General features: G+C 65.9%; 9 protein-coding genes and 1 tRNA gene. All 10 read left to right on the top strand.

Features of this window, described 5'->3' with window-relative positions; all coding sequences use genetic code 11:
- Window positions 1-145 precede the first annotated feature (145 nt).
- The 10 genes from accB (at window position 146) to AB4Y92_RS00855 (ending at window position 14,028) form a co-directional block, all read left to right on the top strand.
- Entirely contained in the window at window positions 146-622 is a 477-nt protein-coding gene (gene accB / locus AB4Y92_RS00900; RefSeq protein ID WP_441817929.1) for an acetyl-CoA carboxylase biotin carboxyl carrier protein, read from the top strand.
- 62 nt (window positions 623-684) lie between these two features.
- Window positions 685-755, top strand: a tRNA-Cys gene (locus AB4Y92_RS00895).
- Window positions 756-916: 161 nt separating this feature from the next.
- On the top strand, window positions 917-1,387 hold the full coding sequence (locus AB4Y92_RS00890; RefSeq protein ID WP_441817928.1) for a hypothetical protein: 471 nt from the start codon (window positions 917-919) through the stop codon (window positions 1,385-1,387).
- Window positions 1,388-1,789: 402 nt separating this feature from the next.
- The gene (locus tag AB4Y92_RS00885; RefSeq protein WP_441817927.1) at window positions 1,790-2,848 is read left to right on the top strand and encodes an HrgA protein; all 1,059 of its coding nucleotides are present in this window, start codon (window positions 1,790-1,792) and stop codon (window positions 2,846-2,848) included.
- A 436-nt stretch (window positions 2,849-3,284) separates the two neighbouring features.
- Window positions 3,285-4,322, top strand: coding sequence for a N(4)-(beta-N-acetylglucosaminyl)-L-asparaginase (locus tag AB4Y92_RS00880; RefSeq protein ID WP_441817926.1), 1,038 nt, complete (start codon window positions 3,285-3,287; stop codon window positions 4,320-4,322).
- Between the two features lie 4 nt (window positions 4,323-4,326).
- A complete protein-coding gene (locus AB4Y92_RS00875; RefSeq protein ID WP_441817925.1) occupies window positions 4,327-5,058 on the top strand; it encodes a copper homeostasis protein CutC in 732 nt (243 codons plus the stop codon).
- 18 nt (window positions 5,059-5,076) lie between these two features.
- The gene (locus AB4Y92_RS00870; RefSeq protein WP_441817924.1) at window positions 5,077-5,400 is read left to right on the top strand and encodes a hypothetical protein; all 324 of its coding nucleotides are present in this window, start codon (window positions 5,077-5,079) and stop codon (window positions 5,398-5,400) included.
- Window positions 5,401-5,919: 519 nt separating this feature from the next.
- Entirely contained in the window at window positions 5,920-8,832 is a 2,913-nt protein-coding gene (locus AB4Y92_RS00865; protein ID WP_441817923.1) for a TonB-dependent receptor plug domain-containing protein, read from the top strand.
- Window positions 8,833-8,907: 75 nt separating this feature from the next.
- Window positions 8,908-11,400: a GH92 family glycosyl hydrolase gene (locus AB4Y92_RS00860; RefSeq protein WP_441817922.1), complete on the top strand. Its 2,493-nt coding sequence runs from the start codon at window positions 8,908-8,910 to the stop codon at window positions 11,398-11,400.
- 213 nt (window positions 11,401-11,613) lie between these two features.
- Window positions 11,614-14,028: a family 20 glycosylhydrolase gene (locus AB4Y92_RS00855; RefSeq protein ID WP_441817921.1), complete on the top strand. Its 2,415-nt coding sequence runs from the start codon at window positions 11,614-11,616 to the stop codon at window positions 14,026-14,028.
- The last annotated feature ends 134 nt before the right edge of the window (window positions 14,029-14,162 follow it).

Raw genomic sequence — 14,162 nt, 5'->3', positions numbered from 1 at the left:
CGTCGACGTCGGGCAACTTCCGCGCGCCGGACAGAACCCGTTGGTTCGGCGTCCTGCATGTTGCTTGCCGGCGTCCAGCTTCTGCAGGGGCTCTTGAATCGCCCTTGCTCTGAACTTCCTCTCAACATCGTCCCTTCGGTGCCGCATGGAAATTCGCAAGGTAAAAGGACTTATCCGACTACTCAAAGCATCCAATCTGGCGGAGGTCGAGGTCACGCTGGGAGGATGTGCCATCCGAGTTACTCGCGAAAACTCGAGTTCGCTACAGGCCAGGCACAAATCGACATGGGAATCGCGACCGGGCGAAAGTCCGCCGCAAATAAAAGCTGGGGTAGGGGTATCGGCAGTCGTCGCTGCAGCTTCGAATTCATCAGCGGACCTGAAAAGTGGACACGTCGTTCGTTCTTCAATGGTCGGGACAACCTATCTCTCGCAGAACCCGCAGGCGCCTGCGTTCGTAGCGGTGGGTACGACCGTGAAGCGCGGGGACACTTTGGGTGTCGTCACGACACTAAGCACGTCCAATCGTATCGAAGCCGGCGTATCGGGCACCGTCACGGATGTTCTGGTCACGAACGGACAACCCGTTGAGTTTGATCAGCCGATGTTTGTCATTGGCTGACCGATGGATCGTGTGCGCAGCTGTCAGATCGATTTCATCTTCGTGACCTAGTCTTCGTTTACGGCCGAGTGGCAGAGTGGTTATGCAGCGGACTGCAAATCCGCGTACGTCGGTTCAATTCCGGCCTCGGCCTCATGCGAAACAGTCCGGCAAGGTCTGGCCGGTCACGAATGGCAGAAGAACACGGCCCACGCGCAGTCGAGTTGCGGCTACAGGCCTGCGCACGAAAAGCTACATATCGCCGGTTCGGCATGTCCTATACTCGCCGTTTCAAGGCCAGGCTGGGGAGCCGCCATGTCGGATCGGCAACGTACCTGCATCGTTGCGGCCACGCTGCTGTGGTGTTGCCTCGGCATCGGCGAAGCGGCCGCCACGATCCCGGTGCTCGACACGACGCCGGCCTGTGCCTACGGCAAGCTCGGACCGGTCACGGCCGAAGCCGGGACCCGCATTACCGAAGCCAGCATGGACAAGGCGCCGCCGCAGGCGAGTTATGCCCGCGCATTCGATCGCCTGGCCGCTGCGGCGCAAGCAGCGGGCGCCAACGCGGTGGTGCTGCGCGGCCATCGCGCGACCTATTTCACCCGCTTCGGCAAGCGCAGCCGCGAAGCGGTACATATCTCTCTGTCTGGGGCGGCGATCCGTATCGAGGGCGATACGGCGCAGTGCAAGCTGTCCTTGGCGGATCCGCGCGACTATCGGCGCACCGACGCCAATCTCAAGCTCGTCGAAACCACCTCGGACCAAGCCTACGGCTCGGACTGAGTCGCTGCCTCGGCGCGAACGGACAACGCGCCTAATAACGCCCGCTTGATCCCCACCTGCACATTGCCCTGCGGCTTGCCGCGTTATTGGCCACGCCATGGCCGCGGGCCTGTCGTTGCCGCGCGATGCGTTCGAAACCTTCCGCGCCGCGTTCGAGCAGTGCGCGCGCTATTGAGCGCAAGACGTTGGAGCGTGCTGGTGCCATCGACATTAATGGTCCAGGGAAAGGCTGTTTGTGCTGCCTATGCGCGTCCCGTCCGAAGGCCCGCGGCGGCGTTTGGATGCGTGAGAGTCTTGGCTGGCCGGCCTTTGTACTGTGTTGCAGAATTAAAATTGGCGGCGTTGCGTTCTCGAGCGTGTTTCCGCAAGAATTATCTTCCAGCCCAAGGACAGGATAATGCTATGAGCCGTTTGGAAGACCGGGTGATTGCCTTTTTGACCCAATACGCCCCCAAGCGGTTCACGGTAGCGCAGATCGCACAGGCCCTGGTCCAACTTTATCCGGAGCAGGCGCGCGAGAAGCAGGCACGCCGAGAGCAAAGACCGGGGTCTTCCGATAAGTCCAAGCCGCTCGCACAGCAGATCGGCGCGGAAATATCGCGAGGTCTGCCGATCTATCGCAGTCGCTACCCGTTGTTGCAAGTGATTGGCGAGCGGCCCCGTCAACTCTATATCGCGAGTATCGATAGCGATGAGGCTGAGACGGACGGGCCGAAGAAGGTTCAGCCCTGCGTCAATGAAGAGGGGCCTGCCTATACCGCTGCCGTTTCAGCGAAAATTCCCGCGGAACGCGAGCTCTATCCGTTGGTGCACCAATTTCTGGCCGACCGGCTGGAGCTCTACACAAAATATGTTGACGAGAAGCGCAGCAAGAACACCTATGGGAAAAACGGCAATAAATGGCTGCATCCCGACATCATCAGTGTCGAAGACCTTACCGCGCACTGGCATACGCTGGTCAAGGGCTGCGTAAAGGAAGAAGGGGGAAGGCGGGCACGCGTGTGGGCGTTCGAGGTCAAGCGGGAACTCGACATCAAGAACGTCCGCGAGCATTTTTACCAGGCGGTATCCAATTCTTCCTGGGCCAACTTCGGCTATCTGATCGCGGTCGAGATCGAGGAGCGGGCGATGGCCGAGTTACGGATTCTGAGCGCTACGCACGGTATCGGCGTTATCGTTCTGGACGTGAACGATCCGGTCGAAGGAAGCGAAATCCGCCTGCCTGCGCGCGAGCGCCAAACCATCGACTGGGGCGCGTGGAACCGGATCGCGACCGAGAACGAAGATGCGCAATACATCGTCCATCGGCTGCAGCGATTCCTGCAAAGCGGAGAGTTCAATCTTGCGCAGTGGGACAGCGGTCCCGTCGCGCCTTCGGAACCTGGCGCTCCGAAACGCCGCCCGATGAAGCGAAATCGATCGGGCCCCTCGCCAGAACCTGCGAATGCCGGGCGGCGGTGAGCGCAAGGATGCGACGAATCATCCATGCCGTGTACGGATCGCGTGGTTCGTAACCTGCGGTGCGGAACGCATTGCCCGATATTGCGTCGAATTTCGCCGGTCTGTCGGACCATGCGGGATCGGACTGCCGATTGCGTCAGGCATTGGAGCGATCGAGACGGAACACCTCTTGCCTGGAGCCGGATGGCTATCGGAGCCGGCTATGCCGAACGACGGGGGAGCGTGCATCGCGAAGGCCAGTGGACTCGGACGCGGGTTTCGCCGAACTGCGCATGGCGTCGTGAATGCCGCGTCCGAACTCGCGGCCACGGCGTTTCGACGGATTTATCCAATGGCAAACCCGCATAAGCAGCCGCGTCAACTTGCGCCGGCCCGCGGCGGCGGCTAGCGTGTCGGCGGTCCGCGCTGCGTGCGCACCGCCTTCGAGCCGACCGCCATGACCTCTCGCCGCCGTTTCCTGCAAAGCTCGCTATTGGCCGCGGGCGCCGCCGCCTTGCCCGCGTTGGGCGCGAAAAAAAATACCGCCGCTTCGACCGCCCGGCCCGCCGCCGCGAGCGGCGCGCGCGTGGTGTCGACCTGGGATTTCGGCGTGGGCGCCAATCAGGCGGCGTGGCCGGTATTGGCCGACGGCGGTTCGGCGCTCGATGCGGTGGAAGCCGGCGCGCGCTGGGCCGAGGCCGATCTGTGCAACAACACGGTCGGGCATTGCGGCAATCCCGATCGCGACGGCGTGCTGACTCTGGACGCCAGCATCATGGACGGCGACGGCCGCTGCGGCGCGGTCGCCGCGCTGGAAGACATCGCCCATCCGGTCACGGTCGCGCGCCGGGTCATGGAACGCACGCCGCATGTGCTGCTGGTCGGCGCGGGCGCGCAGCAGTTTGCGATCGAGCAAGGCTTTCCCAAGCAGCCGCTGCTGACCGACAAGGCGCGCGCGGCCTGGAACGAATGGCGCAAGACCTCCAAATACCAGCCGCAGATCAACGCCGAGCGGCTCGATCAGGCCAAGCCCGGGGATAAATCCAATCACGACACCCTGGGCATCCTCGCCATCGACCGCAGCGGCAAGCTCGCCGGCGCCTGCACCACCAGCGGCATGGCCTGGAAGCTGCACGGCCGCGTCGGCGACAGCCCGATCGTCGGCGCCGGCCTGTACGTGGACAACGAAGTCGGCGCCGCCACCGCCTCGGGCGTGGGCGAGGAAATGCTGCGCAACGCGGCCAGTTTCCTGGTGGTCGAGCTGATGCGTCAGGGCCGCAGCCCGGACGAAGCCTGCCGCGAGGCCATCGACCGCCTGGTGCGCAAGCGCCCGCAGGCCAGCAAGACCTTGCAGGTGTGCTTCCTGGCGATCAACAAGCACGGCGAAGTCGGCGCGCATGCGCTGCATCGCGGTTTCGTCTACGCGGTGTGCGATGCGAACAAGCGCGATGCGCTGCTGGATTCGCCGTCGGTCTACACCACGCAACAGACCTGACCCAATGACGACGCGAAAACTGCTGGAAATATCCGCCAATTCGCTGGCCTCGGCGTTGGCCGCGCAGGCCGGCGGCGCCGACCGGGTGGAGTTGTGCGAGAACCTGCGCGAGGGCGGCACCACGCCGTCGTACGGCACCATCGCGGTCGCGCGCGATCGCCTGCGCGTTCCGATGTACGTGCTGATCCGCCCGCGCGGCGGCGATTTCCTGTACGACGAAAACGATCTGACGGTGATGCGCGCCGACGTCGAGACCTGCGTGCGCCTGGGCTGCGACGGCGTGGTGATCGGTGCGCTGGACGCCGACGGCGCGGTCGATGCCGGCGTGTGCGCTGAGCTGATCGCGGCGGCGGGTTCGCTCGGCGTCACCTTCCATCGTGCCTTCGACGTCGCGCGCGATCGCGCCGCGGCGCTGGAAGCCGTCATCGCCCTGGGCTGCGAACGCATCCTGACCTCCGGCGGCGCGGTCGATGCCGAGCAGGGCGCCGACCACATCGCCGCGCTGGTGGCGCAGGCGGCCGGACGCATCGCGCTGATGGCCGGCGCCGGCGTCACCGTGCACAACATCGCCGGGCTGGCGCAACGCGCGCAGGTCGGCGAGTTGCATGCCTCGGCGAAAGCGCCACATGTGTCGGCGATGCGTTATCGCAACGACGGCCTGGCGGGTTTGTCGCCGGATTGGCTGCAAAGCGACGCCGACATCGTCCGCGCGTTGGCGCAAGCGCTGCACGCCTAGCAGCCGCGCAGCGCAGCGATGGGCTACGAATACGATGCGATCGCCGACGATGCCGGCGACTATCTGCGGCGGCGCGAGCGCCTGCTGCGCGAGGCCGCAGCTTTGCCGAGCTTTCGCCGTCAGGCCGGACCGCACGAAATCTGGCTGAGCGATCCGGCCGGCCCCGCGGACGGCTGGGACGAAGTGCAGTTGCTGTTCGGCGAGGCGCGCGTGCGCCTGACCTGCATGCGCCCGCTGAGCCCGGCGGTGCGCGCCGACCTGCGCGAACTGCTGCGCCTGATCGGCGGAGCGGGGCAGGCGCGCTATGTGGACGACGACGGTGAGCCGGCGCAGTTCTGGTGAGTCGCCGATAGTGGGCCCGGTGCGGACACGAGCGGCCGCGGCGAGTCGATCGCTGCCGGGATTCGCGCGCCCGCGCTCGCGGTCATGCGCTCGGCCCGCCACAAGCGCCGCCACCGCCACCGCAACGCAGCAAAGTCGCAGCCCGCCCCCGTTCCCCGTGCAACCGCGGATTTTCATCCGAACCCGATGCCGGGCCCGCCGATTCGCCGCCGCCGCACAAGCCGCGCCGCCAGATTCGGCAAAACAACCACTTAGCGTTCCCGCCCGCCGTCAGCACGCGGCCGGGAGCGGCCCGACTGTGCCGTAGCACAGGTGTATTGCTGCGCCGCGTCATGCAACGACAGGCCCGGTTGTGGTTAATTTAGATCGATCCAATTTGGGGATTGGATGTGCCGGAGAGGTCCTGAGGGGGGCGCTTCGGCGTTTGGCCTTAGATCGAGAGAAATCCGTTTCCAGTGTATTTCGGGACCACGGACCGGTCGCCATTGCAGTCCACTTTCCTTGGGGAGCACCGCGAAGATGAGAGATTCCACCCTGCAACGCAGCGCACTGACCTGCGCCTTGTTGTCGGCCCTGTTTGCGCCTTGGGGGGCGCAGGCGGCCGCTGCCGATCAGCCCGACCAGGCCGATCAAGCGCCGGCCGGCGCCGAAGCCGCCCAGGCCGCCGCCGCACGCAAGCCCACCGAGATCGACAAGGTCACCGTGACCGGTTCGCGCATCAAGCGCGCCGAGATCGAAGGCCCGGCGCCGGTGTTCACCATCACCGCCGCGCAGATCGAGAAAGAAGGTTTCAACACCGTCTACGACGCGCTGACCACCTTGACCGAAGCCATGGGCACGGTCGAATCCGATATCGCCTGGGGCCAGCACACGGTCAACGCCAGTCCGTTGAACCTGCGCAACATGGGCCCGGGCCGCAGCCTGCTGCTGATCAACGGCCGCCGCGTGGTCGATTACCCGCTGCCGTACCAGGGCAAGAGCAACTTCGCCAACTACAACAACATCCCGACCGCGATCGTCGAGCGCATCGAAGTGCTGGCCAGCGGCGCTTCGGCCATCTACGGCTCCGACGCGGTCGCCGGTGTGATCAACGTGATCTTGAAGAAAGATTTCCAGGGCGATCAGGTCAAGGTCCGCGGCGGCACCTCCACGCGCGGCGGCCGCGACGCGATCGATCTGTCCTGGGCCGGCGGCCGCAGCGGCGACAACTGGAGCGTCACCTACGCGCTGCAGTACTTCAAGCGCGAAGCGCTGCCGGCCGGCGAGCGCGAGTTCATGGATTCGGATTTCGACGCGCCGCCGCAGTCGCTCAATCCGCAGGACCGCAAGGTCGGCATCCTGCCCTCGGTCGGCATCCGCATGTTCAACGCCGACACCGGCGTGCGCATGGCGCCGCCGCCCGGCGCCTGCGACCAGTTCAACGGCGAGTTCTTCCTGCAGAACCGCCGCACCTACAACCGCAACACCAACACCATCAGCAACACCGGTTCGCAGTGCGGCCAGAGTGCGGTGTTCCAGCACTGGACCTTGCGCAACGGCAGCGAAGACCGCTCCGGCTACGTCTACGCCAACTACGATTTCGAAAACGGCATGCAGGGCTGGGCGACGCTGGGCGTGTGGAGCTCGCGCGGCACCAACATGACCTTCATGCCGGCGTGGAGCTCCAACGGCAGCTATTTCGACAGCGGCGTCGGCGCGAATCTGGACCTGGTGCGCTACTTCACGCCGCAGGAAATCGGCGGCGCCGAGAACGGCTACACCCATTCCGACGAATTGTCCTGGGACCTGTCGGCCGGCCTGCGCGGCAAGTTCGGCGAGCGTTTCGACTGGGACTTCAGCATCGGCCGCGCCGAGTACCGCGTCGATGAAAAATTCCCCGCGATCCTGACCGCCGAGGCCGATCGCTATTTCCTCGGCGCCAACCGCGACCGGATCGATCAGGGCCGCTTGTGGAACCCGATCTCGCCGCAGGACTACGCCTCCATCACCACCCGCGGCAAGAACCGCGCCGAATCCTGGTTGAGCTCGGCCAACTTCATCGTCAGCGGCGACCTGTTCGAAGGCTGGGCCGGACCGATCGGCTTCGCCGGCCAGCTCGAAGCAGCCAAGCAGGGCTACAGCCTGGCGCCGGACCCGAAGACGCTCGGCGACAACCGCCTGTACGACCAGACCGCCAACATCGATCTGGGCTCGGGCACGCGCAATCACTACGCCGCCGGCGTCGAGTTCAAGATTCCGCTGCTGAAGTCGCTGACCGCTTCGGTGGCCGGGCGCTACGACAAGTACGACGCGGTCTCCGGCGACGCCGCCAGCACCTACAACGCCGGCCTGGAATGGCGTCCCTTCAGCAACCTGCTGGTGCGCGGCACCTACGCCACCAGCTTCCGCGCGCCGGACATGCATTTCGTCTACGCCACGCCGAGCACCTCGGTCGCGGACCAGACCGATTACCTCAGCTGCCTGCGCGCGGGCCAGCAGGGCAATTGCACCTGGGACGCCGGCTTCAAGGTCGAGGACGCGGACATCTCGCGCCAGGGCACGCCGGATCTGAAGTACGAAACCGGCAGTTCGTGGACGGCCGGCTTCGTCTGGGACATCGCCGACGGCCTGTCGGTGTCCACCGACTACTGGCGCATCGAGCTTGAGGACGAGATCGACGACGTCGGCGCCAATGACGTGCTGCTGGACGAGGCCTACTGCCTGACCGGCAAGACCCCGACCGGCGAAACCCGTCTGAGCCCGCCCAGCGCCGACCGCTGCAAGCTGCAGCTGAGCCGCGTGACCCGCGGCGCCGATCCCGACGGCGCCGGCCCGCTGCTCGGCCCGGTCACCGAAATCCGCACCGGCCCAATCAACCGCGCCGCGCGCAACGTCGAAGGCATCGACGCGTCGCTGAAGTACCGCCTGAACACCCAGCGTTGGGGCGATTTCAGCTTCGGCTTGAACTACACCAACCTGCTCAAGCTGGAAACGCGCACCGACGACAGCGAACAGATGCAGGAAAAGCGCACCGGCGAGCCGCGCAGCAAGTTCCGCGGCAGCGTCAACTGGCAGCGCAACAAGTGGAACGCCACCGTCTACGCCGACCGCGTCGGCAGCGTGCCCAGCGTGCGCTTCGGCGGCTGCCGCGAGTTCGCCGACGGCTACGTGCCCAGCTCCGACAACTGCGTGGACAACGATACCGCCAGCCCGACCTACGGCCAGAAGACCGAGAAGTACTGGGGCCGCGTGGGACCGGCGATCACCTGGAACGTGAGCGCGGGTTATCAGATCACCGATAACGCCAAGATCAACGTTTACGTCAGCAACCTGTTCGACGAAGTCAACGAAGACAAGGACCCGTACAAGAAGGACTTCGCTTTCATCGCCGACCGCATCTTCAGCCCGGTCGGCCGCGAAATCGCCCTGGAATACGTGTTCGACTTCAAGTAAGCAACGCCGCGCCGCGGCGGCCGCATCGGGCCGCCGCGGCATTAGTTCACTCTTGCAGCAAGGACTCCACACACGATGGCTGGCACACCGGTTCGACGCAGGCGCGGTACGGTTTCCACGAAGGGCGCGGCGCGCTTGCTCGCCCGGATCGGGCCTCTCGCCGCGGCGTTGGGCCTGGTGCTGGTGTGCGGATCGGTCGCGCAGGCGGCACAGGCCGCGCGCGATCCGGTGCGCGAGGTCAACACCTTCATCGGCAGCAAGGACGACGGCAACACCTTTCCCGGCGCCTCGGCGCCGTTCGGTTTGATCCAGGTCAGCCCGATCGGCGATCACTACACCGGCTGGCGCTACGACGATCCGAAGATCCGCGGCTTCGGCCACTCGTTCCTGTCCGGCGCCGGTTGCTGGGAGCAGGGCGGCGTGTTGTCGGTGTTGCCGACCACCGGCGAGATCGGCCCGGGCAAGCGTTTCGACACGAAGGAATTCAAGTCCTTCGATCAGAAGACCTACGCGTCCTCGTACAGCCACGACGGCGAAGTCGGCCAGGCCGGCTATTACAAAGTGCGCCTGACCGGCGAAGCGGCCGGCGACATCGACGCGGAAGCCACCGCGCTCACGCGCGCGGCGGCCGAGCGCTACACCTTCCCGGCCGGGGCGAAGCAGGGCACGATCCTGGTCAACACCGGGCAGGCCAACGAGCGCCATCTGGTGGTCGGCAGCACCGTGCAGGTGGTCGGCGATCGCGCGGTCGAAGGCCGCATCACCACCAAGAGTTTCTGCGGCGGCCAGCAGTACACCACCTGGTTCCGCATGGAGTTCGACCGCCCCTTCGCCAGCCACGGCACCTGGGACGAAACCGGCGGCCATCCCGGCGGCAGCGACAGCATGCAGGGCGACACCCGTCCGCACGGCGCCTGGTTCACCTTCGATACCGCCGGCGGCCGCGCGGTGACCGCGATCAGCGCGATCTCGCACGTCGATGCCGAAGGCGCACGGCGCAATCTGCGCGACGAGGGCAGCAAGGCCGGCAAGCCGCTGAGCTTCGATGCGATGCGCAAGCAGGCGCAGGACATCTGGCGCAAGGAACTCGATTCGGTGCGCGTCACCGGCGGCAGCGGCGACGACCGCACCGTGTTCTACACCGCGCTGTACCACTCGCTGTTGCAGCCGTTGACCGGCAGCGACAGCGACGGCCGCTATCGCGGCTACGACACGCAAATCCACAAGGCCGAGGGCTGGACTTACTACGAGTATTTCTCGCTGTGGGACACCTATCGCTCGCAGAACCAGTTGCTGGCTATGCTGCGGCCGCAACGCGCGCGCGACATCGCCAACTCGGTGCTGAAGATCCATGAGCAAAACGGCTGGCTGCCGCGCTGGGGCTACGCCAACTTCGACAGCAACGTGATGACCGGCGATCCGGTCACTCCGTTCCTGGTCGATCTGTGGCGCTTCGGCGCGCTGGAAGGCCGCGAGCAGCAGGCCTACGCGGCGCTGCGCGAGAACGCCTACGGCACGCCGCCGGCGCTGGTGCGCAGCAACGGCCGCGCCGGCAATCCGAGCTATCTCAAGGACGGCTTCGTCCAGTACGACCGCGCGTTCCCGGCCAAGAGCATGGACGTGGACCCGCACCACGGCGGTTCGTCCACGCTGGAGTACGCGCTCGGCGATTGCTCGCTGTCGCAGATGGCGCAGGCGCTGAGCAAGAACGACGACGCCGCGACCTTGCGCGAACGCGGGCGCAACTGGCGCAAGGTCTGGGACAACGACGCCGCCGACGCCGAGCTTGGATTCAAGGGCTTTCCGCGTCCGCGCCTGGACGGCGGCAAGTTCTATTCGGAAACCGACGGCACCTACAGCCCGCGCTCGCACCATGGCTTCCACGAAGGCACCGCCTGGCAGTACCAGTGGCTGACCCAGCAGGACGTGCCCGGCGTGGTCGCGGCGATGGGCGGCGCCGAGCAGACCGGCAAGCGTCTGGATGCGTTCTTCGCTTACGACGCGTTGTTGGCCGATCCGCTCAATGCCGCGCGCAAGCAGTGGGTGGTCGGGCCGTACAGCTATTACAACCAGTATCGCTACAACCCCAACAACGAACCCGATCTGCACAGCCCGTGGATGTACACGCTGATCGGCCAGCCGTGGAAGACCGTGACCGTGCTGCGCTCGGCCCAGGCCTTGTTCACCAACGCGCCCAACGGCGTGACCGGCAACGACGATCTGGGAACCATGTCGGCCTGGTATCTGTTCAGCGCGATCGGCCTGTACCCGGCGGTGCCGGGCAGCGGCGAGCTGCTGCTGCACACGCCGCGTTTCGAGAAGGTCGAACTCGATCTGGGCCAGGGCAAGACCTTGACCATCGAGGCGCCCGGCGCGGACGGGCGCGGCCTGCAGTACGTGCAGTCGGCGAGTTTCGACGGCAAGCCGCAGGACAAGGTCTGGCTGGATTGGAGCGCGCTGCGCCAGGGCGGGACTTTGCGTTTCGCGTTGGACAAGACGCCGGCGGTGGGCGGGTGGGGGACCAAGGCGGAGGCGTTGCCGGTTTCGGCTTGCGCTTCGCCGAAGTGAGTAGGTGAGTAGACCCGCGCTGCCTCCCAGAAGCCGTCATTCCCGCGAACGCGGGAATCCAGCGACTTTCGGGCAGGACGCGGCAAGACACTGGATTCCCGCGTTCGCGGGAATGACGGTAGGAAAGAAGGTCACGAGGGTGAGGATCGTCAGCGTGCATCCAGGCAAGAACAGCAAGCGATTTATCGAAGCAGCAGAAAGGACCCAAGCCCGATGAAAGACGCACTGGCCAAATCAGGACGAACCAAACTGCATGCAGCGGTGCTCGGCCTGTTCGGCGCGGCGATCGGCGTGGTGCCGCTGGCGCAGAACGCGCACGCGGCGGCGACGACTACGCCCGCGGCCAATGCCGGCTCCGCCGTCCTCGCGCCCGAGCTGGTGCCGCTGCCGGCCAAACTGCAACGCGGCGAAGGCGAGTTCGCTCTCGACGCCGCGGTAACGATCTACGCCAACAACGCCGAAGCGCGCGCCGTCGCTCACTTGCTGCGCGATGAGCTGATCGCGACCCAGGGCCTGCAACTGCCGCTGCGCAGCGGCGCCCCGCAGGCGCGCAAGGGCGAGGCCGATCCCAGCCGCTACGTGCAGTTCGTCGCCGAGCCGGTCACCGCCAATGCCGATGCGCGTACCAAGGAACGCTATTCGCTGGAGATCACCGCGCTCGGCATCCGCCTGGCCGGCCCGCCGGCAGGTTTGTTCTACGGCTATCAAACCCTTCGCCAGTTGCTGCCGGCGACGCGCGGCGCGCAGCCGCTGCGCGTGCAGGCGCTGAGCATCGAAGACCAGCCGCGCTTCGTCTATCGCGGCATGCACCTGGATGTGGGCCGGCATCTGTATCCGCTGGCCTTCATCAAGCGCTATGTCGATCTGATGGCGCGCTACAAGCTCAATACCTTCCATTGGCACCTGACCGAAGACCAGGGCTGGCGCATCGAGATCAAGCGCTATCCCAAGCTCACCAGCGTCGGTTCCAAGCGCAAGGAAACCGTGCTCGGCCGCAACATCGAGCCCTATGTCGGCGACGGCCAGCCCTACGGCGGTTTCTACACCCAGGACGAAGTGCGCGAAGTCGTGGCCTATGCGCGCGCCCGTCACATCATGGTGATTCCGGAAATCGAGATGCCGGGCCATTCGCTGGCCGCGCTGGCCGCGTATCCGGAACTGGCCTGCACGCCGGGCCCGTTCGAGGTCGGCGGCAACTGGGGCGTGTACGACGACATCTATTGCCCGAAGGAAGAAACCTTCAAGTTCCTGGAGAACGTGCTGGACGAAGTCGTCGCGCTGTTCCCCGCGCCGTTCGTGCACATCGGCGGCGACGAAGCGCCGAAGACGCGCTGGAAGAGCAGCGAGGTCGCCCAGGCGGTGATGCGCCGCGAAGGCCTGAAGGACGAACACGAACTGCAGAGTTACTTCATCCAGCGCATGGAGAAGTTCCTGCATTCGCGCGGCAAGCGCATCATCGGCTGGGACGAGATCCTGGAAGGCGGACTGGCCGCGGACGCGACGGTGATGTCCTGGCGCGGCGAAGCCGGCGGCATCGCCGCCGCGCAGCAGGGCCACGACGTGATCATGACCCCGACCCAATGCTGCTACTTCGATTACGGCCAGGGCCCGGCCGTGCACGAGCAGTGGAACCTGGGCGGCGAACTGAGCCTGGACAAGGTCTACGGCTACGACCCGGTGCCGAAGGTGCTCGACGCCGCGCAGGCGCGGCATGTGCTGGGCGTGCAGGGCAATGTCTGGACCGAATACCTCAAGACCCCGGCGATGGTCGAGTACATGGTGTTCCCGCGCCTGCTCGCGCTGGCCGAGGTGGCGTGGACGCCGCAGCCCGATCGCGATTTCGGCGATTTCCAGCGGCGCCTGCGCGGCCAGTTCCCGCAACTGGATCGCGAGCACGTGGGCTATCGCATTCCCGCGCCGCAGGGCCTGACCGATGCGCTGCAGATCGAGCAGGGCGACGCGCGCGAGTACAAGCACCGCTTCACCCTGACTCCGGCCGTGCCCGGCGCCACCATCCGCTACACCCTCGACGGCAGCGAACCCGGCGATGCTTCGCCGATCTATCAGGGCCCGATCGAGATCGCCGTGCCGCTGGGCCAGTCGCGCGAACTGCGCACCGTGACCGTGCTCGCCGACGGCCGCCGTAGTGGGGTGCACAGCGCCAGCGTGCGTTATCGCAGTTATCTGCCGGCGATCTCCAAGCCGGCGCGCGCCGCAACCGGTCTGGGATATCGCGTGTACGAAGGTCTGTTTTCCAGCCTGGACGAATTCGAACGCGCCGACTCGCCGGTGGCGCAGGGCGCGGCCTCGTCGCTGGACGTGCAGGCCTTCGGCCGCAAGAACCGTTTCGGCGTGCGCTTCGATGGCTTCATCGAAGTGCCGGCCGACGGCGTGTATCGCTACGCCTTGCAGGGCGACGACCGCTCGGCCTTGTATATCGACGGCGAACCGGTGATCCGCAACGAAAGCTACGACCAGACCGTGGTCGCCTCGGTGCCGCTGCGGCGCGGTTGGCATCGCCTGCGCATCGACTGGTATCAGCGCGAAGGCGGGTTGGCGCTGAGTCTGCAATCGGCGGCGCCGGGCCAGGAACTGCGGCCGCTGGACGTGCGCGGGGCGGTGCATTGAACGGCTTCGCTCAAGCGCGCGAGTCAAGCCGCAACAGGTGTCGCGACGGGATTTTTTTGCTGTGATTTTAGATCGATCCAAATCGGGCGGCGCGGAGCACGCCAGTCCCGCACACACGAACGTAACCTTGGCCG

This window comes from Lysobacter sp. TAB13, from assembly GCF_052113885.1.
Taxonomy (GTDB): domain Bacteria; phylum Pseudomonadota; class Gammaproteobacteria; order Xanthomonadales; family Xanthomonadaceae; genus Lysobacter; species Lysobacter gummosus.
This window is presented reverse-complemented; position numbering and strand designations above follow the sequence as displayed.